24 protein-coding genes and 4 pseudogenes are annotated in these 25,114 nt (G+C 59.1%); 18 read left to right on the top strand and 10 right to left on the bottom strand.

The annotated features are described in order from the left end of the window. Positions 1 to 910: 910 nt before the first annotated feature. The 3 genes from istA (at position 911) to AABQ55_RS32450 (ending at position 3,778) form a co-directional block, all read left to right on the top strand. A complete protein-coding gene (istA, locus tag AABQ55_RS32460) occupies positions 911 to 2,533 on the top strand; it encodes an IS21 family transposase (RefSeq protein ID WP_336314411.1) in 1,623 nt (540 codons plus the stop codon). Further along, positions 2,523 to 3,317 carry an IS21-like element helper ATPase IstB gene (gene istB / locus AABQ55_RS32455; protein WP_272809080.1) on the top strand — a complete coding sequence of 265 codons (795 nt, stop codon included), beginning with the start codon at positions 2,523 to 2,525 and terminating at the stop codon, positions 3,315 to 3,317. Before istA ends, istB begins: the two co-directional genes overlap by 11 nt. Before the next feature lie 218 nt (positions 3,318 to 3,535). Beyond that, positions 3,536 to 3,778, top strand: coding sequence for a hypothetical protein (locus AABQ55_RS32450; RefSeq protein ID WP_272809079.1), 243 nt, complete (start codon positions 3,536 to 3,538; stop codon positions 3,776 to 3,778). Between the two features lie 244 nt (positions 3,779 to 4,022). Here the strand turns inward: AABQ55_RS32450 and AABQ55_RS32445 are convergent, their stop codons facing one another. After that, positions 4,023 to 5,303 (bottom strand): sensor domain-containing diguanylate cyclase, encoded by a 1,281-nt coding sequence (locus tag AABQ55_RS32445; protein ID WP_272809078.1) that lies wholly within the window; start codon positions 5,301 to 5,303, stop codon positions 4,023 to 4,025. A gap of 316 nt (positions 5,304 to 5,619) precedes the next feature. Between AABQ55_RS32445 and ccoN the strand changes: the two genes are divergently transcribed. The 9 genes from ccoN to AABQ55_RS32400 are packed head-to-tail and all read left to right on the top strand — an operon-like array spanning position 5,620 to position 12,808. Beyond that, positions 5,620 to 7,278, top strand: coding sequence for a cytochrome-c oxidase, cbb3-type subunit I (gene ccoN, locus AABQ55_RS32440; protein WP_272809077.1), 1,659 nt, complete (start codon positions 5,620 to 5,622; stop codon positions 7,276 to 7,278). A gap of 3 nt (positions 7,279 to 7,281) precedes the next feature. Beyond that, a complete protein-coding gene (gene ccoO / locus AABQ55_RS32435; RefSeq protein WP_272809076.1) occupies positions 7,282 to 8,034 on the top strand; it encodes a cytochrome-c oxidase, cbb3-type subunit II in 753 nt (250 codons plus the stop codon). Positions 8,035 to 8,043: 9 nt separating this feature from the next. After that, on the top strand, positions 8,044 to 8,214 hold the full coding sequence (locus AABQ55_RS32430) for a cbb3-type cytochrome c oxidase subunit 3 (protein WP_272809075.1): 171 nt from the start codon (positions 8,044 to 8,046) through the stop codon (positions 8,212 to 8,214). After that, on the top strand, positions 8,205 to 9,086 hold the full coding sequence (gene ccoP / locus AABQ55_RS32425) for a cytochrome-c oxidase, cbb3-type subunit III (protein WP_272809074.1): 882 nt from the start codon (positions 8,205 to 8,207) through the stop codon (positions 9,084 to 9,086). Before AABQ55_RS32430 ends, ccoP begins: the two co-directional genes overlap by 10 nt. Further along, entirely contained in the window at positions 9,087 to 9,284 is a 198-nt protein-coding gene (locus AABQ55_RS32420) for a hypothetical protein (protein ID WP_272809073.1), read from the top strand. 15 nt (positions 9,285 to 9,299) lie between these two features. Then, positions 9,300 to 10,106: a DUF2189 domain-containing protein gene (locus AABQ55_RS32415; protein WP_272809072.1), complete on the top strand. Its 807-nt coding sequence runs from the start codon at positions 9,300 to 9,302 to the stop codon at positions 10,104 to 10,106. A 5-nt stretch (positions 10,107 to 10,111) separates the two neighbouring features. After that, entirely contained in the window at positions 10,112 to 12,364 is a 2,253-nt protein-coding gene (locus AABQ55_RS32410) for a heavy metal translocating P-type ATPase (protein WP_272809071.1), read from the top strand. Then, positions 12,352 to 12,564: a cbb3-type cytochrome oxidase assembly protein CcoS gene (gene ccoS / locus AABQ55_RS32405; RefSeq protein WP_272809070.1), complete on the top strand. Its 213-nt coding sequence runs from the start codon at positions 12,352 to 12,354 to the stop codon at positions 12,562 to 12,564. Before AABQ55_RS32410 ends, ccoS begins: the two co-directional genes overlap by 13 nt. After that, complete coding sequence (locus AABQ55_RS32400) at positions 12,542 to 12,808, top strand: hypothetical protein (protein WP_272809069.1); 267 nt, start codon at positions 12,542 to 12,544, stop codon at positions 12,806 to 12,808. The genes ccoS and AABQ55_RS32400 overlap by 23 nt, the downstream gene beginning before the upstream one ends. Positions 12,809 to 12,889: 81 nt before the next feature. On the opposite strand, the pseudogene AABQ55_RS32395 reads toward AABQ55_RS32400, so the two are convergent. Then, positions 12,890 to 13,090, bottom strand: a pseudogene (locus tag AABQ55_RS32395) (IS3 family transposase); the annotation flags it as partial. 32 nt (positions 13,091 to 13,122) lie between these two features. On the opposite strand from AABQ55_RS32395, the pseudogene AABQ55_RS32390 reads away from it, so the two are divergent. After that, positions 13,123 to 14,289: pseudogene (locus AABQ55_RS32390) on the top strand (IS3 family transposase). Between the two features lie 33 nt (positions 14,290 to 14,322). On the opposite strand, the pseudogene AABQ55_RS32385 reads toward AABQ55_RS32390, so the two are convergent. From AABQ55_RS32385 to AABQ55_RS32370, 4 genes and pseudogenes are all read right to left on the bottom strand, one after another. Beyond that, positions 14,323 to 14,466 (bottom strand): annotated as a pseudogene (locus AABQ55_RS32385) (IS3 family transposase); the annotation flags it as partial. Next, a pseudogene (locus AABQ55_RS32380) lies at positions 14,450 to 15,138 on the bottom strand (IS5-like element ISKpn12 family transposase); the annotation flags it as partial. The pseudogenes AABQ55_RS32385 and AABQ55_RS32380, both read right to left, overlap by 17 nt. Before the next feature lie 281 nt (positions 15,139 to 15,419). Next, positions 15,420 to 16,007, bottom strand: a complete 588-nt coding sequence (locus AABQ55_RS32375) for a glutathione S-transferase N-terminal domain-containing protein (RefSeq protein ID WP_272809068.1) — start codon at positions 16,005 to 16,007, stop codon at positions 15,420 to 15,422. A gap of 48 nt (positions 16,008 to 16,055) precedes the next feature. Further along, positions 16,056 to 16,589, bottom strand: a complete 534-nt coding sequence (locus AABQ55_RS32370) for a TetR/AcrR family transcriptional regulator (protein WP_338341942.1) — start codon at positions 16,587 to 16,589, stop codon at positions 16,056 to 16,058. A gap of 223 nt (positions 16,590 to 16,812) precedes the next feature. Here AABQ55_RS32370 and AABQ55_RS32365 point away from each other — a divergent pair, with 223 nt between their 5' ends. The 3 genes from AABQ55_RS32365 to AABQ55_RS32355 are packed head-to-tail and all read left to right on the top strand — an operon-like array spanning position 16,813 to position 18,527. Further along, on the top strand, positions 16,813 to 17,553 hold the full coding sequence (locus AABQ55_RS32365; RefSeq protein ID WP_272809066.1) for an NAD-dependent epimerase/dehydratase family protein: 741 nt from the start codon (positions 16,813 to 16,815) through the stop codon (positions 17,551 to 17,553). Further along, complete coding sequence (locus tag AABQ55_RS32360; protein WP_272809065.1) at positions 17,554 to 18,231, top strand: hypothetical protein; 678 nt, start codon at positions 17,554 to 17,556, stop codon at positions 18,229 to 18,231. 38 nt (positions 18,232 to 18,269) lie between these two features. Beyond that, positions 18,270 to 18,527: a hypothetical protein gene (locus AABQ55_RS32355; RefSeq protein ID WP_272809064.1), complete on the top strand. Its 258-nt coding sequence runs from the start codon at positions 18,270 to 18,272 to the stop codon at positions 18,525 to 18,527. 119 nt (positions 18,528 to 18,646) lie between these two features. Here the strand turns inward: AABQ55_RS32355 and AABQ55_RS32350 are convergent, their stop codons facing one another. After that, positions 18,647 to 19,537, bottom strand: coding sequence for a LysR substrate-binding domain-containing protein (locus AABQ55_RS32350; RefSeq protein ID WP_272809063.1), 891 nt, complete (start codon positions 19,535 to 19,537; stop codon positions 18,647 to 18,649). A gap of 63 nt (positions 19,538 to 19,600) precedes the next feature. Here AABQ55_RS32350 and AABQ55_RS32345 point away from each other — a divergent pair, with 63 nt between their 5' ends. Together AABQ55_RS32345 and AABQ55_RS32340 are read left to right on the top strand one after the other, a co-directional pair. Then, positions 19,601 to 20,491, top strand: a complete 891-nt coding sequence (locus tag AABQ55_RS32345; RefSeq protein ID WP_272809174.1) for a DMT family transporter — start codon at positions 19,601 to 19,603, stop codon at positions 20,489 to 20,491. 255 nt (positions 20,492 to 20,746) lie between these two features. Next, positions 20,747 to 22,441 (top strand): AMP-binding protein, encoded by a 1,695-nt coding sequence (locus AABQ55_RS32340; protein ID WP_272809062.1) that lies wholly within the window; start codon positions 20,747 to 20,749, stop codon positions 22,439 to 22,441. Positions 22,442 to 23,274: 833 nt separating this feature from the next. Here AABQ55_RS32340 and AABQ55_RS32335 read toward each other — a convergent pair. From AABQ55_RS32335 to AABQ55_RS32325, 3 genes are all read right to left on the bottom strand, one after another. Continuing rightward, complete coding sequence (locus AABQ55_RS32335) at positions 23,275 to 23,709, bottom strand: hypothetical protein (protein WP_272809061.1); 435 nt, start codon at positions 23,707 to 23,709, stop codon at positions 23,275 to 23,277. A gap of 255 nt (positions 23,710 to 23,964) precedes the next feature. Next, entirely contained in the window at positions 23,965 to 24,579 is a 615-nt protein-coding gene (locus AABQ55_RS32330) for a hypothetical protein (RefSeq protein ID WP_272809060.1), read from the bottom strand. Between the two features lie 3 nt (positions 24,580 to 24,582). Next, the gene (locus AABQ55_RS32325) at positions 24,583 to 25,086 is read right to left on the bottom strand and encodes a hypothetical protein (protein WP_272809059.1); all 504 of its coding nucleotides are present in this window, start codon (positions 25,084 to 25,086) and stop codon (positions 24,583 to 24,585) included. Positions 25,087 to 25,114: the final 28 nt, after the last annotated feature.

Below are 25,114 nucleotides of genomic sequence, written 5' to 3'. Positions count from 1 at the left end.
AGCCAGCGTCGGGCGTGTAAAGTTCGGAAGATTTATCGGATAAGTATAAGATATCGCGGCGTGTGGCGTGACGATGAGGCCATTCGGCATGCGATTTGGCAGGTTGCGTCGAAGCGCCGCCGTTTCGGTTAGGGGTGCATCCACCTCATGCTGAACGGACATGGGATTGTCATTAACATGAAGAAGCTTCGGCGTCTCTATCGTAAGGAGAAACTGACGGTGCGCATGCGCGGCGGTCGAAGCGTGCTTTTGCACCAAGGCATCGGCTAGCTTTGCCGTTACGCACACCGAGCGCTGGAGCTGAAATTCATCAGCGATGCCTTCAAGGATAGTTTCCGCTTCCGTCTTCTTGCTGTCGTTGACGACTTCGTCCGCGAATGATTGTGCCTTGTCGCCGACACGTCCCTGTCGGGCAGGCGGCTCTTCCGCGAGCCGCTCAGCCGCGTTGCCGGATAGGTGCCGAAGGTGATTGTCTCTACACCCGCTAAGATGCTTCATGGTCATTCTCAAGCGGTCAGGAAACTCACGTTTACTGGCATTACTCGCCGCGATCACGACATGGAGGGAGTTTACAGCAGGAACAGACCGGACTCTTTACTGGGCAACGCCACAGCCGGCGGATTTGCAATGGCTAGGCTCAAAAGGCCGCATAAGGCCAGATTAAACCTAAGTTCTCCCGAAAGCTGGACGCACGGTAGCGCCCAGATCACATGCCTTTGGCCTGCAGGGAAAATTACTGCAACTTGTAGCGGGCTAGAGGCGTTATTCAACGACCAAGACTGAGTGGAGTGGAACGTTAGTGGAACAAGCTGTTCAAATTTTTGATTGGGAGCGACTGCTAGTCGGAGATGAGCCACCTCTGTTTTTCCTAGAAATACTCTTTCGTACCCTGTTCGTTTACATTTACACAATGATCCTCCTGCGGTGGCTCGGAAGTCGCACAATCGGTCAACTCTCTAGTATCGAATTTCTTCTCGTCATTGCTTTGGGGTCGGCGGTTGGCGATGCGATGTTTTACCCTGACGTGCCTCTACTCCACGCTTTGGCGGTGATTACGATTGTAGTTTTCGCAAACAAGGGATTGGATTTGCTGGTTTCAAAGAGCAGACGCGCGGAGGTCGCCGTCGACGGCAAACCACTAGAGGCAATACGTGACGGTACGATCAATCGAAGCTTTCTCGAGGGAGTAGGAATGACGAACCTCGAGCTTTTTCAACAATTACGAGCTAATGGCGTCGAGGATCTCGGACAGGTTAGACGCGCATATTTAGAAACGAATGGCACTCTCAGCGTCTTCAAAACCACTGCGGATTGGCGGGCGGATCGACAACGGGAGCAGCAGACGACGGGCCGAGGCATATTCGTTCCGCTGTCTTTCCGTCCAGGTGAAGCATTCCAATTCGATTGGAGTGAGGACTATGCCGTCATCGGCGGCGAGCGCACAAAGTTGCAGGTCGCGCATATCAAGCTATCGCACAGTCGCGCATTTCTGGTCAGAGCCTACCTGCTACAGACGCACGAGATGCTGTTCGATGCCCACTGGCACGGGTTCCGCGTGTTCGGCGGCGTGCCTGCTCGCGGCATCTACGACAATATGAAGACCGCGGTCGATCGCGTCGGCCGGGGCAAGGAGCGACAGATCAACATCCGGTTCCTTGCGATGACGAACCACTACGTCTTTGCACCTGAGTTCTGCAATCCCGCCGCAGGCTGGGAGAAGGGACAGGTCGAGAAGAACGTTCAGGATGCTCGACCACGCCTGTGGCAACAGATGCCGGACTTCCCGGATTTGGCAGCGTTGAATCTGTGGCTGGAGCAGCATTGCCAAGACCTGTGGCAGGAGACACCGCACGGGAGCCTGCCCGGTTCGATCGCGGATGTTTGGGGTGATGAACAGCCTGCTTTAATGGCATTGCCCGCCATGTTTGACGGTTTCGTCGAGCAGAGCAAGCGCGTCTCGCCGACATGCCTGATCACTTTCGAGCGGAACCGTTACAGTGTGCCAGCATCATTTGCGAACCGGCCTGTCAGTCTGCGGATTTATCCAGAGCGGCTGGTCGTTGCAGCCGAGGGCAATATCCTCTGCGAACATCCGCGGATCATAGAACGCAGCCACGACAAACCGCCACGAACGATTTACGACTGGCGGCATTACCTCACCGTCATCCAACGCAAGCCCGGCGCTTTACGCAATGGTGCGCCTTTCCTGGAATTGCCACTGGCCTTTCGACAACTGCAGGACCAGATGCTTCGCCGCCTTGGCGGTGATCGGGAGATGGCCGACATCCTCGCTCTGGTGCTTCATCACGACGAACAGGTTGTCGTCAGGGCTGTGGAGTTGGCTCTGGATCAAGGTGTCGCGACCAAGACGCATGTGCTGAACCTGCTGCATCGGTTGATTGACGGCAAAACCACTGACGGTCCTGACATAGACACGCCACAGGCGCTGACCTTGCTGCGTGAACCCAAGGCCAATGTGGAACGCTACGATGGTTTGCGGGTCCGGATCGTGGGAGGTCGCCATGCGTCATGATCCAGCCAGCGCCGCCGTCGTCATCATGCTGCGTAGCCTGAAGATGTACGGCATGGCCCAAGCGGTCACCGACCTGATCGAGCAAGGAGCACCAGCCTTCGATGCGGCCGTGCCGATCCTGTCTCAATTGCTTAAAGCCGAGATGGCTGAGCGCGAGGTCCGGTCGATTGCCTATCATATGAAGGCAGCGCGCTTTCCTGCCTATAAGGACACCTCTGGCTACGACTTCGCCGCCAGCGAAATCAACGAGGCGACGGTGCGCCAGTTGCATCGATGCGAGTTTATGGACGGAGCGCAGAACATTGTCCTCGTCGGTGGGCCGGGTACAGGCAAAACACACGTCGCGACCGCTATCGGCGTTCAGGCTATCGAGCATCATCGCCGAAAAGTCCGCTTCTTCTCGACCATCGAATTGGTCAATGCGCTCGAGCAGGAGAAGGCAAAGGGCAAGGCAGGCCAGATCGCCGAGACGCTGGTCCGTCTCGATCTGCTGATCCTTGATGAACTCGGATACCTTCCGTTCAGTGCTTCCGGCGGAGCGCTGCTATTCCACCTGCTGAGCAAGCTCTATGAGCGCACCAGTGTCGTCATCACCACCAACCTCAGCTTCAGCGAATGGGCCACCGTCTTCGGCGACGCCAAGATGACGACAGCTTTGCTCGATCGCCTGACCCACCGTTGCCACATCCTGGAAACGGGAAACGACAGCTTCCGCTTCAAGGCAAGCTCGGCCGCAGCAGCACAGAAGAGAGGAGAAAAGGCCAATCCCTTGACCAAAGCCTGATCAGAAAACCATACTTAGAGGTGGCTCACTTCTCGGTGGAAAAACCGGCTCAGTTCTGCGCGGAAACCAACAAAATGCGGCTCTGTAGAGAGCGCGAATGGCGCGGTAATTCACCTCAAGCTCGAGGCTGTAGAAATCTGTACGTCGAGTGGATTAAACCTGCTCAAGGCGCATCATCGGAGCCGATTAGGCCACCTTCGCCTTCCGGAAATGCCCAGATGCAGGATACTGAAAAAGCCGGTCATCATAAAAGCCATCATGCCGGAAATGAAAAACTGAGCAATTATGACTGTTTTGGGATCGTTCATGGTTGTCTCCACAGGTTCATGGTGGAGCAGGCGCGCAGCCGGACACCACCCTTCGCAAGGTTGATGCCGTGGGTTCGCATTGGCGACTTTCCTGCTTTCGCAGGGGCTGGAAATAACCACACCAGCCTGAAACTTTTCGACGGCCCCATTTAACCAAGCTCGCGAGACAGTCAACCCCATGCGGGCCAGTCAGATGTAAACTATGTGTCGCGGGCTGTCTTCCACCGGTACCTTTGCAGGGGACGCTCGTCTTAGCCGAGATGTGTCGTTACACTCACGGGAGTGGATTCGCCTCGGGACATGGCCGGGTGTGCGTTTCACAGCTGAAGTTCGACCCCGCGGTCACGTCCGGACTGCCTTGTGTTCTACCGAGACTTCTCATGACTTGCCCGTCCTCTCAGTCGCCTGATAAGGCGAAGACAAACCCATCTTTCCCTCTGGCTTTTGCTTCATAAAGCAATTTATCCGCGCCAGATACCAGCTGTTCAAGGTTCGCGCCTGCGTTACGCCACAAGCCTCCCACACTCGCGCGAACCTCAACGCAACTTTGATTCAAACGAACCGGAGCCCGCATTTTCGCTACCACGCGCTCCGCGACTGCTTTCCCGGCGTCATCCGTTCCTTCAACGACCAGGACGAATTCGTCTCCGCCGGTCCGACAGACAAGATCGGCGCCCCTTACACAGGACAATAGTCGTCTCGCCGTCTCCACAAGGACCGCATCTCCAGCAGAGTGACCGTGAAGGTCATTGATCTGCTTGAATCCGTCCAGGTCGACGACGAGCACCGAGTATCCGTGTGCCGCGGTCAGTTTCGAAAAGCTCGCTGTCAGCCCCCGCCTGTTAAGCAATCCCGTAAGCGCGTCTCGCTGGGACGTACGCTCAAGATCGACAAAGCGATTGTGCTCCTCAGTGAAATCGATAGCCATTCCGACGATCCTGAACGGCGCGCCGTTCCCATCACGAAGAAGTCGACGGTCGCACCTCATCCATCGCTCTCCTGCGACGGTCTCCAGTCTGTATTCGGCGACGGCCTGATCTACATCGCCAGCGAGGAGGGGCGTGAGGTCGGCACTTGCACCATCATCGACGTTGATGCGTTTTAAGTAATTCTCGAGATCTAAACGTGCCGCCGTAGGGCCCGCGATAAATTGCGCGAGCCTTTCCGAGGTTTCGAATTTTCGAGTACCGACGTCCATATACCAAAAGCCACCGCGGACGGCTTCCAGTGCAAGCTCAAGCTGTGCTGCGCGCTCGGCGAGCTGTCGCTCATACTCTTTGTGATGCGTGATATTCTGGATTTGAGAGATCAGCCGGATGACATCGCCCGCCTCGTCCCGCATGGCGGCAATGTGAATGAGGACGTGCACCAACTCACCGTCTGGGCGAACGTAGCGTTTTTCGACCGAATAGCCATCCCTTCTCCCATCAAGCACATCCTGGAAAAGAATAAGATCAGCTTCGAGATCTTCCGAGTGGGTGAACTGCGCAAAAGACATTCCCGTCACTTCGTCAAGCGGCCGGCCAACCAGTGCAGCGAATGCCGCATTTCCTCGGATAATGCAGGCACTAGTATCCACAAGGGCAATTCCGATCGGTGCGTGATCGAATGCGAAATCGAACAGCGCCATTCTGGCTTCCGGCGTTTCGAATTGAAGTTGTGGGTCGTCGTTTTCCATATCTCAGCATCGAACGCAGTGGATCAAGCGGTCGCTTTCATCCTTCTCAAAGGCATATGGCGCGTTTATGCCGACGAACAAGTCGAAGTGCTGGCATGGCTAACGGCACGTTGCGCCTTAACTTCAATTACGTTCATCTAAAGAGAGCAGCGAGCATACTCGGACCCGAGCGGAAAACCTGCCATTCGTCAATTTCATAGCGATTTTGCTCCGCGCCAGGATTTTTTTTCACCGCTCAGTCTTGAATTCGAGGAACGTCGTGTAAGTTCCCAAGGAAGAAATTTGCGGCGCGCTATAGCATGGGGAGACGTCGAAGATGGGTCAACTCACGACGGGGGAGCGGGATTTCGGTGCGATCATCCTGATCGTCCTTGCGATCATCGGTATCGCGATGGCGGCAGCAGGTCGCGCCGATGTCCTCGGCATTCACGGCGCAATGGTCCTCCTCTACAGTCTAGCACTGCTTTTCGTTCTCTTCTCCGGTGCGTTTGGGACGCCGCCAAGCCCCGCCCGCCTCACCCGCTACTATGATGATCCGATCAAGATCGGCGTCGGGCTGACGCTGTTCTGGGCGATCTTCGGCATGTTCATCGGCGTATGGGCTGCAGCGCAGCTCGCCTGGCCGAGTCTCAATTTCGATACGTCTTGGGCGAGCTTTGGCCGCATCCGCCCGGCGCACACGTCCGGCGTCATTTTCGGGTTCGGCGGCAATGCGCTGATCACCACCTCGTTCCATGTCGTGCAGCGCACCTCGCGCGCCCGCCTTGCCGACCAGCTTTCGCCCTGGATCGTGCTGTTCGGCTTCAACCTTTTCTGTCTCATCGCGATTTCCGGTTATTTTCTCGGTGTCACCCAGTCCAAGGAATATGCCGAGGCCGAATGGTATGCCGATATCTGGCTGGTCATCGTCTGGGTGACCTATTTCGTGCTCTACGTGCGCACGCTTGCCCGGCGCAAAGAGCCGCACATCTATGTGGCCAATTGGTACTACATGGCCTTCATCCTCGTCGTGGCCATCCTGCACATCGTCAACAACCTCGCAGTTCCCCTCTCCTTCGCCCACGCCAAGAGTTATACGGTCTGGGCGGGCGTGCAGGATTCAATGGTGCAATGGTGGTACGGGCATAACGCCGTCGCCTTCTTCCTCACCGCCGGCTTCCTGGCCATGCTCTACTACTACCTGCCCAAGCGCGCGGAGCGGCCGATCTTCTCCTACCGGCTGTCGATCCTCAGCTTCTGGGGCATTACCTTCTTCTATATGTGGGCGGGCTCTCACCACCTGCACTACACCGCCCTGCCCCACTGGGTGCAGAACCTCGGCATGACCTTCTCCGTGATGCTGCTCGTGCCCTCCTGGGCGTCTGCCGGCAACGCGCTGCTCACCCTCAACGGCGCCTGGCACAAGGTGCGCGACGACGCGACCCTTCGTTTTATGATGATGGCAGCGTTCTTTTACGGACTTTCCACTTTCGAAGGCTCCTTCATGGCTATTCGTCCGGTCAACGCCCTATCTCACTATACGGATTGGACGGTGGGCCACGTCCACGCCGGCGCGCTGGGGTGGGTGGCAATGATCACCTTCGGCTCGCTCTATACGCTGGTTCCCGCAGTCTGGAAGCGCGAGCGGATGTATTCGGCGGTTCTGGTCGAGGTGCACTTCTGGCTCGCGCTAGCAGGAACGCTCATCTACGTCTTCGCGATGTGGAACTCCGGCATCATCCAGGGCCTTATGTGGCGCACCTATTCCCCTGACAACGCGCTCGTCTATTCGTTTGTGGATACGCTGCTGGCGATGTATCCCTACTATATCGCGCGCGCCTTCGGCGGTCTTCTCTTCCTCATGGGAGCGATCGTCGCGGCCTATAACATCTGGATGACCGTGCGCAGCCCCGCCGCCGCCATGCTCGCTCTCGACGAGGACATGCCCGTCGGCGAGCGCCCGGTCGACGGTGCAACCCCCACGCCTGCGGAGTAGCCGATGCCGGAACTGATGCACAGGAAACTGGAACGCTCCGCAACGGGCTTCATGCTTGCTATCATCGCCGCTGCGAGCGTCGGTGGCATCGTCGAGATCGCCCCGCTCTTCACCATCGACGATACGGTCGAGACAGTTTCGGACATGCGGCTCTATACGCCACTGGAACTGGCCGGGCGGGATATCTACGTGCGCGAGGGCTGTTACGCTTGCCATTCGCAGATGATCCGCACCCTGCGCGACGAGGTGGAGCGTTACGGACCCTATTCGCTGGCCGTCGAATCCCAGTACGACCATCCGATGCTGTGGGGATCGAAGCGCACCGGCCCGGACCTTGCCCGCATCGGCGGCAAATATTCGGATTTCTGGCACGTCGCCCATCTGAACAATCCGCGCGACGTTGTGCCGGAATCCAACATGCCCTCCTACCGCTGGCTGGGAACGACGCCGCTGAAGCTCGCCGATCTGCCGCTCGCGCTTCGCGCGCAGCGCGCCGTGGGCGTGCCCTATACCGACGAGATGATCGAGAACGCCGCGCGCGACGCCTATGGTCAGGCCATACCCGACAGCGAACAGTCGTCAGGCGTGACGGAGCGATACGGCGAGGCGACGCAGGTCTCGGCCTTCGATGGCGTGACGACCAACGTGACGGAGATGGACGCGCTCGTCGCCTATCTCCAGGTGCTCGGCCAACTCACCCGCGCGGCTTACGAGAACACTGCCGCGCCCGAACAGATGCCGAACCCGGACAATTGAGGTGACGAGATGGCGTTGACCCATGAGACACTACTCGAAGGCTCGAAGATGTGGGGCCTTTTCTATTTAATGGGCTTTTCGATCTGCGTGCTGATCTACACCTTCCTGCCCTCCAACCGGGAGCGCTTTGAACGGGCTGAGCGGGATATCTTCGACGAGGACGATGCCCCATGGAAGTAAAAGAGGTCGACCCCGTCAGCGGCCGCAAGACGACGGGCCATATCTGGAACGGCATCCGGGAACTCGACACACCCATTCCGCGCGGCGTGCTGCTCTTCCTGATCGTCACGCACATCTTTGCCGTGCTCTGGTGGGTGCTGATGCCCACTTGGCCGCTCGGCAGGACCTACACCAAGGGCGTTCTCGGCGAGAACCAGAAGACCACCGTAGAAGCCTCGATCAAGGAGGGTGCCGGCGCGCGGACGCCCTGGACCTCGCGAATCGAGAGCCTGTCCTTTGACGAGGTCCGCGCCGACGAGCGGCTGATGGAGACGGTACGCGCCAACGGCCACCAGCTCTTCGGCGACAATTGCGCCGCCTGCCACGGCCGCGACGGCAAGGGCCGCGAGAACTATCCCGACCTCACCGACGACGACTGGATCTGGGGCGGCGGGCCGGAGGCGATCGCGCAGACGCTGACGGTGGGCGTCAATTCCCGCCATGCGGAAAGCCGCGTCGGCGAGATGCCGGCTTTCGGGCGCGACGAGATGCTCGATGCCACGCAGGTGTTGGACGTCGCCACCTATGTCAGCTCACTGAGCGATTCCACCGTTTCCACCGCCGGGAACGTCGAGCAGATTGACCGCGGGCGCGAGGTCTTCCAGACGACGTGCATCGCCTGCCACGGCGAGGATGCCAAGGGCAATCCGGAGCTGGGCGCGCCCAACCTCACGGACAACAGGTGGATCTATGGCGGCAGCCTGCAGCGCATCATCGCGACCATCCACGGCGGCCGGCAGGGCCACATGCCGACCTGGGACGAGCGGCTGGCGCCGGTCGAGATCAAGGTTCTGGCGCTCTATGTCGACGACCTTGGAAAGAGGGCGCCATAGATGACGAATGCTGCGCCCGCCCCCGCACGACGGCTTCACCTCCTCTGGATTTTGGCAGCGGCGGCGATAGCCGTATTCGTGGGCGCCAATGCTCATCTCGTCTACGTCGCCGTCTCCAGCGAGCCGGGCTGCGTGGCGCATCTGAAGGACAAGAGCGGAGCGCCGGGCGGATATCGCGCGGCCAAGTCCGCATGCTGAGGGGGAGACGGTGAGATGGTCGCAAGACAGCAGACACCCGAACTCGTATCCGAGGTTTCGGATATCGAGGAGACGCGCAACGAGCGCTGGAAGCGCCACCTTTCCGCGCGGGCGCCCGTGCAATGGCTCGCCAGCGGCTGGCGCGACCTGTGGACGAACCCCATGCCGAGCCTCCTCTACGGTCTCGCGGTCTTCCTCGCCTCGATCGTCTTCATCGTCTACATGTTCGATACCGGACGGGACTATTTCCTGTTCCCGGCGCTGGCGGGCTTCCTGATCGTCGGCCCGCTGGTCGCCGCCGGCCTCTATCTCAAGAGCCGCGATCTGGAGGCAGGGGTGCGGCCGACGCTGCGCTCCATGCTCGCCGTGCAGCCGATGGCGGGCGCGCAGGTATTTTTTACCGGCATGCTGCTGGCCATGCTGATGCTCCTGTGGATGCGCGCGGCCGTCCTCGTCTATGCGCTGTTCTTCGGCGTGCGCCCCTTCCCCGGGCTCGACCACATCGCCGGCATGCTCTTCACCACGCCGACCGGCTGGGCCATGCTGGTGGTCGGCAGCCTGATCGGCGCGCTCTTTGCCGGCTTCGCCTTCGCCGTCAGCGTCTTTTCCATTCCCATGCTGCTCGACCGGCACGTCGACGCCTTGACTGCTATGGGCGTCAGCACGGCACTGGTGTGGAACAATCTCACCCCGATGTTGACCTGGGGTGCCATCGTGCTCGGTCTGTTCCTCCTCTCGGTCGCGACCGGGCTTCTCGGCCTGATCGTGGTCTTCCCCTGGCTCGGGCACGCCACCTGGCACGCCTATAAAGAGATACGGTAGCGGCCATGTCCTGCTGTTCGGCCGAGATCGGACTGGATATCTCGCTGTCGCGCACCGGCTGCTCCGCCGACGAACTTGCGATTGCCAGCAGGGATTTGGGCAACGGGCTGCGGCAGAGTGTGCTCTCAATTCCCACCATGCATTGCGCTGCCTGCATTGGGGCGGTGGAAGCCGCTCTTGTCGGGGTGCCAGGCGTGGAACGCGCACGCGCCAACCTCTCGCTGCGCCGTGTCACGATCGACTGGAGGCGAGATAGGCAGCACGCACCGGATCTTCTTGGCGCACTGGCGGCCATCGGATACCAGGCCGACCTTCCCACAGTTGAGATCGATGGCGACGATAAGGTGCTCGCCGAACTGGTGCGTGCGCTTGCGGTCGCCGGCTTCTGCTCGATGAATATCATGCTTTTGTCCGTTTCCGTCTGGGCGGGCGCGGACGCGGCGACACGGCAGACGTTCCATGCAGTCTCGGCTCTGCTCGCACTGCCGGCGGTTTTCTATGCCGGCGCCGGTTTCTACCGCTCCGCCTGGCGGGCGCTCTCCCATGGCCGCACCAATATGGACGTGCCGATCTCCGTCGGCATCCTCCTCACCTTCGCGCTCAGCCTCTACGACACCGTGACCGACGCTCCCCATGCCTATTTCGAAGCCGCAACGTCGCTGATCTTCGTCCTCCTCATCGGCCGGGTGCTCGATCATGCGATGCGGCGGAAGGCGCGCTCCGCCGTCGCCGCCCTGACGCGGCTGATCCCGCGCGGGGCGAGCGTGCTGCAAGTCGACGGCGGGCTGGACTATGTGGAACTGGGCGAAGTCGAGGCCGGAATGCGCCTCGCCATCGCCGCCGGCGAGCGTGTGCCGACCGACGGCGTTGTTGAGGACGGCCGCGCCGAGCTCGACGCCGCCCTCATCACCGGCGAGAGCCATTGGCGCAGCGTCCGCGCCGGAGAGAGCGTGCGCGCGGGCGAACTGAACCTCGCCAACCCCTTCGTACTGCGCGCCACCGCCGCGCCGGCAGATTCCACGGTCGCCGAGATGACGCGACTGATCGAGGCGGCCGAGAACGGCCGCTCGCGCTTCCGCCGGCTCGCCGACCGCGCGGCGGGCCTTTACGCTCCAATCGTCCACAGCCTCGCCGCCCTCGCCTTCGTCGCCTGGTTCCTTGCGACCGGCAATCTGCACGCTGCCCTCACCGTCGCGGTCACCGTCCTCATTATCACCTGCCCCTGCGCGCTAGGGCTCGCCGTCCCCATGGTCCAGGTCGTGCTCGCCCGCCGCCTCTTCGAGCGCGGTGTGATGGCGACCGACGGCTCCGCCTTCGAACGCCTGCGCAAGATCGACACCGTCGTCTTCGACAAGACGGGAACGCTGACGACCGGGATGCCGCGGTTGGCCACCCTCGCCGCGATCGCTCCAGACGCGCTCGGGCTCGCCGCCGCGCTGGCGCGCAGCTCCAGTCATCCGATGGCCCACGCGATTGCCGCCGCCGCTAACTCCACGGACGCTCGGCCCGCCTTCGCCGATATCCGGGAAGAGGCGGCGGTGGGGCTGGAAGGCCGCCTTGGAGACGATCTTTACCGGCTTGGCCGAGCGGAATGGGCGCTGTCGGCACAGGATATGTCGGCAACGACGGTGCTTTCGAAGAACGGAGAGGCTGTTGCGCATTTCCACTTCAGCGAAGATATCCGCCTCGGCGCAAGAGACCTTGTCCGCACGCTCAAGAACCGGGGCCTCGACGTGATCCTCCTTTCCGGCGATAGTCGGCAAGCTGTCGAGACGGTCGCTGGCGCACTGGGCATCGCCGACCGGCGCGCTCGGCTCCTGCCGGCAGAGAAGGTTCAAGCCGTAAAGGATCTGCAGGCGGCTGGGCGGCGGGTTTTAATGATCGGCGACGGAATCAATGACGCACCGGCATTACGAGCCGCGGACGCATCCATGGCGCCGACGTCCGCGAGTGACGTCGGCCGTAGCGCGGCGGATTTGGTTTTTCTAGGTAACGATCTTGGCGTGGTAATGGATGTGTTTGACAACGTGGAGAAAGCGAACGGACTCATTCGGCAGAATTTTGCGCTCGCCGCCTTTTATAACCTCGCGAGCCTGCCGATTGCGCTCAGCGGCCATGTGACGCCGCTCATCGCAGCCCTTGCGATGTCCTCGTCTTCCCTCATTGTGGTCGCCAATGCGCTGCGCCTCGCACGCACCCCGGAATCTAGCGCGGCGATAGCTACACTGACCGCGGAGGCGAGCGCATGGCGGCCATGAGCGTTCTCGTTCCGCTTTCGATCATCATGGGTATCGGTGGACTGCTCGCGTTCCTGTGGTCTCTGCGTACCCGTCAATATGAGGATCTGGATGGAGCGGCCGTCAGGATTCTGCTCGACAGCGACGATGACGATGCAACTGACCCGCGGCAACCTGTGACAAAGGATGGAGGACAAGATGGCAAACGAAGACCGTCCTGAGCTTGAAGAGAGCAACGAGCACATTGTCGTTGATCCGTCTGATGCCGTAACCGGTCTAGGTTTTGTGCTCGGCGTAGTCGGTGCGGCAGTGGGTGTTATAGCCGCTATCGTCGTGTCACCCCAAATCCATGCCGCGACGCTACTTCACTGCGTGATTGGCGGCCTTGCGGGTGGTTCGGCTGGCATTGTGACGGGGGGCATGATTGGAGCAGTCTTCTCCGTAGCGCGCGGAACGCCGCGATGAAGCGCTTTTGAGCTTCTACATTGATCGTGCTTGCCAAATATCTGAACCGCGCCGGGTTTGCCGGAGGCCATTTCATTTAAGTTAAGCGGCCACGGCCGGTGCGTCCAGCATGGCGTAATATCGTTCTTCGGCTTCGGCTGGCGGTATGTTGCCGATGGGCTCCAGAAGGCGGCGGTTATTGAACCAGTCGACCCATTCCAAAGTGGCGAACTCCACGGCTTCGAAGGTTCGCCACGGTCCTCGCCGATGGATGACTGAATAGCCCCTAGATTTGTAGACGCCTTCTTTCCTAATTTTGAGGCAGGAAGAGCATCATGAGCAAAACGAATTTCACCGAAGAATTTAAGCGCGACGCTGTTCGCCAGATCACCGAGCGAGGTTATCCGGTTGCGGAGGTTTCGCAGCGCCTCGGCGTGAGCCAACATTCCCTGTATGAATGGAAGAAGAAGTTTGCTGCGTCGAACGCCAAAGGCGACGACCAGGCCGAGGAGATGAGGCGGCTGAAGAAGGAACTGGCTCGCGTTACCGAGGAGCGAGACATCCTAAAAAAAGCAGCCGCGTATTTCGCCAGGGATGCAAAGTGAAGTACGCGTTTATTGCTTTGCATCGCTTGCAGTTTTCGGTGCGGACGATGTGCCGCCTTTTGCGGGTTCATCCCAGTGGATTTTACGCCTGGCTGAAGGACCCGCTGAGCAGGCGAGCCAGCGAGGACAGGCGGCAGACCGATTTGCTCCTGAAGGCATGGGAAGAGAGCGGCAAGGTCTACGGTTATCCATTGGCCGACAGGCGATTGCAACGCAATCACCGAGAGGCGCAAGCTGCACGACGATCTTCTCGATCAGGGAGAGATGTGCTGCCCGAACCGGGTCGCGCGTCTGACGCGTCTCGCCGGGACTAAGGCGCAGATCGGCTACAAACGCCGTCCCGGCATCTATGGCGGCAGGCCTGCCGTCGCTATCGACAACACACTCGACCGGCAATTTGACGTCGCGGCTCCGGACAAGGCCTGGGTCACGGACATCACCTACATCCGAACCTGCGAGGGCTTCGCTTACCTTGCGGTCGTCATCGACCTTTATTCGCGCAGGGTCATCGGCTGGGCTATGCAGAGCCGACAGACTACGGACGTCGTATTGCAGGCTCTGCTCATGGCGGTGTGGCGACGTAAACCGAAGGACAAGGTGCTGATTCATTCGGATCAGGGTTCGCAGTTCACCAGCATGGACTGGGCCTCGTTCCTCAGGCACCACAATCTGGTTCACTCGATGAGCCGACGCGGCAACTGCCATGACAATGCGGTGGTCGAAAGCTTCTTCAATCTTCTGAAGCGCGAGAGGATACGTCGCAGGGTCTACCGTTCACGCGATGAAGCTCGTCAGGATGTGTTCGACTACATCGAGATGTTCTACAACCCGAAACGCAAGCACGTCAGAAACGGAATGCTGTCGCCCGTCGAGTTCGAGAAGCAGCAGAAAATCTAACCCGGGGGTGTCTACGAAACTCGGGGCTATTCAGACCTCGGCCTTGTAAAGACCATTGATCGTTTCGGCGAGAGCGTTGTCATAGCTGTCGCCGACACTTCCGACAGACGGCTCGATGCCCGCTTCCGCTAGCCGTTCGGAATAGCGAATGGACACATATTGCGATCCGCGGTCGCCAGTCTTTGAGACGCCCGAACATGATCTCGATCCGGTTGCGCCGTTTGTAGCGGCGTTTGTCGTATTTGATGGTCTTCTTGCGGGATTTTCGACCTGGAATGCAGGGAGTGATCCCCTTCGCCTGTAAAGCGTCACGATACCAGTCGGCATCATAGCCACGGTCGGCCAGCAACCATTTGGCCTTGGGAAGTTCATCAAGCAAGGCGGCAGCACCGGTGTAATCGCTGACCTGGCCTGCCGTTATGAAGAAGCTGATCGGGCGACCACTCGCATCCGTTACGGCATGAAGCTTGGTGTTCATGCCGCCTTTCGTGCGTCCAATCAGGCGGCCCGCGCCCCCTTTTTTACCCGCAAGCTGGAAGCCGTGCGGTGGGCCTTGAGATAGGTCGCATCGATCATGATGGTCTTGTGCTCTGCGGCTTCAGGCACGGCCAGACCTTCCATCATCTGGATAAATACGCCCTTGTCGCCCCAGCGTTTCCAGCGGTTATAAAGCGTCTTCGCCGGGCCATATTCCTTCGGCGCATCACGCCAACGCAGCCCGTTGCGGTTGACGAAGATGATGCCGCTCAGAACGCGTCGATCATCAACGCGCTGGCGGCCATGGCTCTTGGGGAAATAGGGCTGAAGACGAGCCATTTGCTCGTCCGTCAGCCAAAACAAATTACTCATCAGTCGGGCTCCTATACGCCCATCTGAATCACAGCCGTCAGTTCAAATCAATGGGTCCTGACCCTAAGGACACACCTGCCATTCCCCCAAAGTTAGGGGCAACAAACAGCATAAGTAGCCACCCTTGCGGCAATTCGATCATGGTATCGGTTCAATGCTTTTACTTCCTGCGTCGGTTGCTCAGACGATCTAGAAGCGTTGCAAAGTGGCACCAGCAATTGCAGGTCCTCCAGGTAGTCAACAGTTTGATTTACGAACCCGTTATCAAGAATATAGTCACCCTAGCCGAGTGCTGTTTGCTGAAATGAAGGCCTCTGCCGAAAGTCCTCGTACCAGTGGTGCAGTCTTTGCCGCCCCTCGTCCCATCCGTCGGCCGGAAAGCGAAAGTCGAGGTAACTGAGAGCCGATGCGATCGATATGGTTCCGATGCTGACGCCGCTCACCTGGGATACGTCTTGGTCCAAGTGATCGAGAACCTGGCTGATCGTGCGCCGGTGCAAGGCAATTCTGTCGGGGGATTGCCGCTGCAGCGGCCGGGCCGTCTCTTGGCGTAGAGGCGTGGCGGCGTCCATGAGGCCGTCTCCCAACGCTTGGAGGCGAAGGACTGCCCAACGCGAAGCACCTTCTCGCGGCAGCAATGCCGATCCGCCTTCGACGTCCAGATACTCGCAGATCACTGGGCTGTCGAAAAGGACGCGCCCGTCATCGAGCTCGAGCGCTGGTACTCGGTTGATCGGGTTGACCGCCCCGAAGTCCGTGTCCGATGCAAAGGGATTGATCGGAGTCTCTTCGAGTTGGACGTTCAGCTCGCGAGCGACAACTCGCACCTTTCGGGCGTAGGGTGATGTCGGAGAATAAAAGAGCCTCATGAAAGTTCTTCACCTCATCTTGGGGGAGCATGTACCGCCGTAAGCACCCTACCGATCCGAAGTCGGATGCGTATTCCTGGCCGCGGCGGGCAGATATGCTTTTTCAGCGGCGTCGATCGCAATGGTCACGGCCGTCCGATAGGATTGATCGTCGGCGAGTTCCGGGGTGTATTGGCGGACAGTGTATAGGCCCAGCAATGCAAGGTAGATCCCTCGCGACAACTGCTCAGCCACCGGCTCCGGCGCCCCCAGTAATTTGAGCTCCTCGGTAACGTGCCTTAAACGCAATTCATCCACTTCTCGCACCGCCGCCCGCGGAAGGGGATCCTGACCGGCCCATGCCCGAAGGGCGCACTCGGTCTTTGCGACGTCAAGAGATCCTGCGTTTGGCTCTATTGCCAGTTCCGCAAGTGCCATCAGGCGCGCTCGTGGATCGTCCAAATGGCGGGCTTGCTCTATGAGTCCGGTTGTGAAGTCTCGCTTCCAGAAGTCGATGATTGCCTCAAAGAGCTCCACACGATCCCTGAACCGCCAGTAAAATGGGCCCTTGCTCACGCCGAGAGACGCGGCGAGGCGTTCCACCTTTACTGCCTCAATCCCACCGATCGCCAATGCGGACAATCCTGCTGCGACCCAATCCGCCTTTGAGGGACCATCTTGCCTGCCTGGCATCTACCACCCTTTTTCGCTTCCAACTCTGACACAAGTTCTATACGCTCCCGTATAGACTGTAAATGCCGGAGGCGATATACGGAGGCGTATAGAACCGGAGGTGATGAAAATGCGGTCAAATTCGACGATGGCTATGAGCGACGGATCAGCAAAGCGAGGGAGGCTTTTCCTCGCCGGCGCTTCAGGCGCTATTGGTACTCGGGTTATTCCCCTGCTGCTGTCCGGCGGATGGCACATCATGGGGATGACGCGCTCGCAAGAGCGGGCCGATGCGATGCGAAGCAAGGGCTTGGACGCGGTCGTGGCCGATGCGTTCGATGGTAAGACCGTTAACGACTTGATCGTTGGCTTTCAACCAGACGTCCTCATGCACCAGCTCACCGACTTGCCGCGCGATCTGGCGAAGTTGGATGAGGCGGCCCTCGAAAGGAATGCAAAGGTGCGAAAACTAGGCACGCACAACTTGGTTGAGGCTGCGAAAAATGCCGGAGTGAAGCGCCTTGTAGTTCAAAGCATAGCGTTTGACTATGTCCCAGAAACACCCCGTCCGCATAAGGAGGGCCACCAGTTGGCGGGGCGTCTTCCTGGCGCCTCAGCAACCTCAGACGGCGTCGTAAGTTTGGAGGACCAGGTCTCCTCCTCAGGGATTCCCTTCGCAATTCTCCGATATGGAAGGCTTTACGGACCGGGCACGGGTTCTGACCGACCCTGGGGCCCCGCGGGAATTCACATAGATGCTGCGGCGCTGGCGACGGCGCTAGCCGCGCGAAGCGACCTCTCAGGCATCTTCAACATCACAGAAAGCGATGGTGAGGTGGATAGCAGTCGCGCGCGTCAATTGCTCGATTGGAATGCCGACTGGAGAACGGCGTAAGTGACGTTCCAGCACCTGCTGATGGCAGCTTCCATCGCGCTCGTTCTCAGTGGCCGCGCCGCCGCCGAGCAAGATCTTGCCGATACAGACAAAGTGGCGATCGGAAACTGGTTCTGTATGTGGAGATCAGCGACTGACCTCGGAGCGGAGCACCAACTCCGAGTGGCGAGGTGGAGCCTCTTCGTGGCAGAGCACGGCATAACGATCCTTGAAAGGCGCACCCTTCCTGCCTCACCGTTTGCCCGGGACCTCGAAAGGGCGACAAATGGGTCGAAGGCCGACCAAGAGGGATTCTGCGGAACTATAAGAGCGTTGACGGTTCAGGTCGCGCCCCAGTTGCTGGGCCTCCCTCGTACGTCGCCATATACCGGCGTGAAGCCAGCGATGCCCCCTCTGATAGACGCCTTGGTAAAGATACGAATATGCCATGGCCTGCGCATGTTCGACCTCATGAGCGTCCATCAGGCGGAGGCGGCTGTGCGGTTGGCGGCCGAAGCCAACGGCTTGAGCGAGGGGGACCTGGCGGAGTTGACGCAGCGGCTCGCGGTCGATGCGGAGAATTTCAGGAAAGAAATCGTGGATAGAAAATCTGCAGAAAGCCAATGTAGTAGGGTCCGAAGCGCCGCGAGATCGCTGATGAACCTGGAACTGAAGCTGCCACCGCAGCTCCCCGAATAGAGTCGGTTTGCAGTTTGGGTGAAAGACGGGAAAAATTGATGACGCGCAAAGAACTATCCTTCGCTCTGCAGATCATCGGGATTGAAAAGCAGGCGTACTGCCCTGACAGCCCTGTTGAGCAGACTTGGTGTGTCACGCAAGATTCCGACCACCGCTGGTCCGTTTATTGGCTCGAACGTGGTAACAGGAATCATCTCATCGAATTCCGATCCGAAAGCGATGCCTGCTTTTGGTTGCTCGGTCGCCTCTCATATTCACAGGTCCTCGCGCGCACCAGACCGAAGGCGACCTCGTGAACGTTGAAGGTGCATGTGATGACCGCCGCGTCGATTGTGCCCCAACGTCTCAGCAACTATCACCTCTCGGTGAGCGGAGTATGAGCATCGCCAACCCTCTCGGCCACCGCAGCAGAACGCTAGACAGCAGCTTCCAGCAACTCGTCGGCGGCGAGTGCGAGCATCCTTTCCGTCAGTCGATTGACCGCCAAGGAGTTGCCTCGACCCGGCGTCACCAGGTGAAACGCCGATGGGTTCGGGACCGTATGCGTCGATAGAAAGCTCAGCCCTAGGTTCTCGATATAGTGTCGCCCGTATGGCCAACGTGCCAACGCGATACCCTGACCGGCACCTGCGGCAATGAGTGCCAGATCGTAGCCCGGGAGGATCCGGTCCCTCGGCCGAGAGCCAAGCGTATCCATCCCCAGCCAATGTCGCCAGGCACTGTCCGACGCATCATGCAACAAAGGTTGCGTGAGTAGATCTTGCGGTCTGATCTGGTCCCCGAGCTGTGCGATCGTCTCACGGCGTGCGACAGGCCGCAGGGTTTCCGGGAAGAGCCGGATGGCCGAGACTCCAGGCCAATCGCCCCGGCCGAGGCGAACTGCGACCCGGGTCGTCGAAAGCGCCATAAGACGGTTGTCGATCTCGAGCTCGACGCGAAGATCGGGCGGTTCGCCCTCCAAACGCGCAAGGTTCGGCAAGAGCCAAAGCCTTGCGAACGACTGAACCGTCCCGACCCGCACGACTTCCACCTCCGAGCAGAGGGAGCCGGACAAAGGTGCGTCTTCGAGCTGCGCGAGAAGGTAGTCGATTTGTGCGATAAGTCGCTGCCCGGCCGGTGTGGGAATAACGCCACGCCCGTGCCGCGTGAAGATGCGAATTCCTGACCAGCGCTCGACGACAGACACCCTACGGCTGATGGCACCGTGAGTGACATCAAGAGATTCGGCCGCTGCGGTCAGCGATCCGGTTGACGAGGCTGCCAATACTGCCTGGAATGCTTCAAGGGGGGGCAAGGTGTGATCCATGCTCACATCTGAATTGCTGTCCGCGTCCTATGTCAAGCCGTTCAGGCGTGCGAATGGATGCTCATGACTCATACTTCAACAGAAACTCAATCGAATACTTTCCTGCCCGTCCTTGCCGTAGCCGGGACAGTTATCACATGGGCGGCCTCGTTCCCCGCGATTGGTTTCGCACTTCGCCAAATTGAGCCGCTGCCACTTGCCAGCGTCAGATTCGCCTTGGCATCAGTGTTGGCGTTTGCCTGGCTCGCATGGAAACGTCCGGCCAGAATGTCAATGCGGGATTATACCACAATCGTCATTTGCGGCCTTCTGGGAATTGCCTTGTATAACGTCTTGCTTAACTCCGGGCAGGCCACTGTATCTGCAGGCGCAGCAAGCTTCATCGTGAACACCCAGCCTCTGTTTATGGTGGGTCTCGCGGTCATCTTCCTGAAGGAGAGATTCAGTCGTTGGAGCTGGCTTGGAGCCCTGCTCGGTTTTAGTGGCGTGGCCGTAATCTCGTTGGGACAGGTGGGCGGGTTTACGTTCGGGTCCGGTGCGATGCTCATCCTAGGGGCGGCTGCGTGTGCGGCAGCCTTCTCGGTGCTGCAACGACCGTTGTTCGCCCGAAGCGGCTCACTGGACGTCACGTCGCTCGTGCTCATTGCCGGCGCGCTGACCCTGCTCCCTTGGCTGCCGGCCGGACTGTCCCAATTCAGGGCCGCGTCGCCTGACACAATGCTCGTGGTCGTGTTCCTCGCGGTAGCACCTGCCGCGATAGGCCAGACTTGCTGGACCTATGCGTTGAAAAGCTTCGGCGCAGCGCGGGCCGGTCAGTTCTTGTACCTCATCCCACCCTGCGCGGTCCTTTTTTCATGGATTGGCCTCGGGGAGACTCCAGTCATTACCACCGTCCTTGGGGGCGCACTGGCGCTGACAGGGGTGATCGTGGTGAACACACTTGGCCGCCGCTGAGGAGGCCCAGCATCCCCGAAACCGTCAATAGCAAGGAACGCCGGAATGTACCGACTAATGCTCCTGTTGCTCACGCTCTCATCCAGGGTCTTTTCCATCGATCCTCTGGCAATTCACAAATCGCCAGCGCCTTACAAGGTGATCTCGCCAGAAACATTCGGTCGGTAGGCGCTGCGACATACTCGCGACGGTTGAGGGCTAACCGGCGACGCAGACAACTAACCCGATAGATCCACCAGAAGGAACGGTTACGCGATGGTCGAAGATCCGCATTTTTCTAAGTTGATGTGTGATCGACCTTGGCTATCCAACTATCCTGAAGGCGTGCCCCACAGCATTGAGTCCCAAGATGTCGCCTCACTGGGCGAGACGTTTCGTCAGACAGTTCGGAAGTACCCCGATCGTCCGGCAGCCATCAGCTTCGGCGCGACGCTGACCTACGCCCAGCTAGGCAATGCTGCCGAGCAAATTGCATCCTGGTTGATCGCTCGGTCAGCCAAGGCGGGCGACCGGATCGCGATCATGATGCCCAACGTCATGGCGTACCCGGCGGTGCTCTACGGTATCTTGATAGCGAGATGCACGGTCGTGGGGATCAATCCATTGTATACCGCCACGGAATTGGCACGGCAGCTCAACGACTCTGGAGCCCGCACTATCTTCGTGCTCGAGAATTTCTCAGGCGTCGTCGAAGAAGCAATGCAGCGCACGTCGCTCGAGACCGTTGTCGTCGCCAAGGCAGGCGATCTGCTCGGCATTCGAGGCATGGCGGTCAACATTGTTGCAAAATGGGTGAAGCGGGCAGTCCCGTCCTACAGATTAGAGGGGCATATTCCGTTCTCGAGCATCACTGGCGGCCGCCAACGGCCGCCCGCGAGAGTTGAACCGAACTTGGATGACATCGCTTTTCTGCAGTATACGGGCGGGACCACCGGATCTCCCAAAGGAGCGATGCTGTCCCATAGGAACGTCGCAACCAACGTAGAACAATCGATCGCATGGTTTGGGCCAATGCTGCGAAAGTATGCTGGCCAGCACGTTATGGTGAGCGCCCTACCCCTCTACCACATTCTGGCGTTGCAGGCGTGTTGCCTATCCATGACGCGGCTGGGTGGCGCCTGTCTCCTGATTGCGAACCCGCGAGATATCACGGGGTTTATCCGCACTCTCAGACGCTCAAAGTTTACGCTCTTCTGCGGATTGAACACCCTCTTCAACGCCCTGTCCAACCACGACGATCTTAAGTCGGTAGACTTCTCGGACGTGCAGTTCTGCAACTCTGGTGGGATGGCAACGCAAGCGGCGGTCGCCGAGCGATGGACGAAGATAACGGGCGCCAGAATCGTCGAGGGGTACGGCCTTTCTGAGACATCGCCCGTGTTGACAGTTAACCCTTGGAATGTCTCCAGCCTCACGGGCACGATCGGGTATCCGGTGCCGTCGACGGACATCTCCATTCGGGATGCGGACGGCAAGCCGGTTGCCCCCGGCCACGCCGGAGAACTTTGCGCCAAAGGCCCGCAAGTGATGATCGGCTACTGGAACCTTCCGGAAGAAACGTCGCGGGCCATGACGCCGGACGGCTTTTTCCGCACAGGGGATATTGCGGTGATGTTGCCAGACGGACAGTTTAAAATAGTCGACCGTCTGAAGGACATGATCCTCGTATCAGGCTTCAACGTCTATCCGACGGAAGTGGAGGAGGTGATAGCGAGTTGTGATGGGGTCTTGGAAGCCGCGGTGATTGGCCTTTCAGACGAGACGTCTGGCGAAAAAGTAGCGGCATTCGTCGTTAGAAAAGATCCGACCCTGACAGAAGAGAAGGTCCGGCAACATTGTCGAGCCTTTCTGACGCCCTACAAGGTGCCGCGTGTGATCGAATTCCGTTCGACACTTCCGAAAAGCAATGTTGGAAAAATCCTTCGGCGGGATCTTCGCAGTAGCTTATAGAGATGGAGTTGATGACAGGTCAATTATTATTACGTGGTTCCGATATTGTCCGTATATACCCTAATTATCGCAGCTACGATTTATGTAGTTATGTTATTATCGTGGCGGAAATTCGCAAAGACGGACGTTGGCTACTTTAGGGCGGCCGCCATAGTTTTTCTGATTGTGCTAGCGATATTTGTATTTCTCTTTTCGGCACTGTATGGTGTTCTTCTGGATAGCACGCGCGGATTACCGCAGTAGCGCCCACAGACTGCTCGTGAACTCGGTCAGGTCTTGAAGCAGCCTTGCGGCGCTTCAAGCCAGGATAGACATTGTCGCGCCCTAGATTAATGCCAACGCAGCGCCTACGTCACGAGCGGACCTATCCGCCCCAAGGCGAATGACTCGGCCGGATCATTTTGTCGCGCACATGCGCTTTAAGGCGATAGTGGCTCAGCAGGGCGACCGACGGTAGCCGGCCGCAATAGCGCCAGTGGTGACGTACGAGGCGTTCCCTCTCGTCGGCGACGGCGTCACTCCACACAGATGCGGACTACTTCGGGAACGCTGGAGACGCTTCGGTCGAAACGTCAGCGCTCTAGTTGGCAGGCTCCGGCCTTCTCGTTTCTGCAAGCGCAACGATTGAGGCAGACAGAAGCACGAATCCAAGTGCCGCGACCCATAGCGGAGCTGCCAACTCTCACCGCCCTTCCGATCGGCGCGAGCAACTTGTCGAGTTGGAGGAGCCGGACGATTTCATCGGCTTCGGTCTGGAGCTCGGCTTGTCTGTCAATTAGGTCCGTGATTGACGTGACTTGCGGGTGCGCGTCCGTCGCAACCGTCATCTCAAATCAGCCGTCAGAAGACCGATTGGCCGCCCAAAACGTGATGATCCCAATGAGTGCAAAAAGGACCCATTGCGGAAGCCCCCAAGCATTCCCAAAGTAGGAAAAGCTGAAAATCAGGCAGATCGCGGACGTGATTAGGAAATGCGATCCAATCATCCACGCCACGGGCAATCGCCAATGGATCCTATATGCTGCAAACAGCGTCGCCACGGCAGCCCCGACCAAAAGGGCTGCCATCTGATACCACAGGACATCCAGGATTCCGGCCGATTCCGAGGGCAGGTTTGCGGCATAGAGAGGGTGCATCACCTCTGGCGTGCCCCCGATCAGATGATAGATAGCGCTAACGGCGCTGATCGCTGAAGCTACGGTAAACGCATAGCGTGCGCCGCGCTTCATCGTAGGTTTGCTGCTTGTAGCACCGGCTTTGAAAGTCATCGCAATCTCCTTTGAATACGGTCTATACGGTAGCGTATAGCATCGGCGCGCGGCGTTGTATACGGTACCGAATAGAGTTTAAAATCGCTCTGAGGCTTGGGAGACTCTGTTGGGCACCACTACGAACAGCGTTCGGGTGGCTCCCGCCGAAGGGGGCTACCATCTCCGGTCTAAGGTCGATGCCGAGTGTTCTCCCTGTAGCGATCATCTGCCAAGGCAACGACCTGGTTGAAAACCATCGTCGATGCCGATCGACTAGCGTTTTTCCCTCGTGAAGGAGAGATAGTAGGGTTGTTCGCCGTCAACCATGAGCGTCGGTCGGACCGAACCTGCGACGTCGGCCGGTATCGTGAACGTCTCGCGTACGATGATCGAATCCTCTGGGCGCCAATTGCCCTGCGAGTGTGAGCCGCACGTTGCAATATTTGCTTGACTGGGTGGATAGATGTCCGGAGCGTGGCCGGTCGTGCTTGCAGCCCACGTTCGACCGCTCGAATCCACAAGGCCTACTTTGCACGCCCCCCAATACTCCTCACGCGTCATGTTGGCGATTCTAGTGACGCTCTTTGCCGATCCGACCCGGACTTTCAAATCGACAATCAGCAGCACGGAGCCGCGGGGAATCGATGTCGATCTTGGTTGTTCATGTCGGGCGACACGGACGAGCATCCAGTCGCTGCCGCCGTACGGTTCTGCGCGACCACTCTCGACGTTACGCTCGATGAGGTGGTTGCCCCACCAAGCCCAGTAGAGACGCTCATAGCCCACCGCGACGGCGGCCAGCGGCAACATGAACGGCAACGCGATCAACGCGCGGCGCCGTGACCTACGTTCGGTGGAGAGTGGATTGCTTTGAGAGCCATCGCGCATCAGTTATTCTGCCTCGAGGGAAATTGCATCGGCGACAGGAAGTCGGCCGTCAGATTGAAGTTCGGCCGGCGTGAGACGGATGCGCGTCTCGCTGTCGAACTCCTTGATCCAGTTCCTCGAGAGCTGAAGGGTCGCGTTGCGGGCCTGGTCGCTGGTAATCTCGAATACGAGCCTGCCTTCGACCGTTTGACCGACGACGAACTCTGTCGGTAGCAAAGACGGGGCACGACGAGACTCGTCAAAGGTGATTGCATCCGGTCCGCTCCATGTCCGCCGATAGAGGGCGACCGGGTGACGGTTCGCGGTGACGGTCACGGTGACCACCGCCCATAACCCGCCTGTTGTGAGAAGGCGCTCTTTTCCTTTATGTGTCAGCCTTAGGTTGCGTGCGAGCGCCACGTCGCCAACCAGGACGTTGAAGTCTCTAGAGCGAACCTGTTCGTCGACGCGGCCTTGGACCGGGATGGTTCGGACAACATCGACATAGCTCGGCTTCGTCGTCTGCATGGCGTAGCAACAGACAGCAGCCAGCGCG

The sequence above is a fragment of the Shinella sp. WSD5-1 genome, assembly GCF_963942435.1.
Classification (GTDB): Bacteria; Pseudomonadota; Alphaproteobacteria; order Rhizobiales; family Rhizobiaceae; genus Shinella; species Shinella yambaruensis.
The sequence above is the reverse complement of the archived record's forward strand: the minus strand, read 5'-3'. Positions and strand labels throughout refer to the sequence as shown.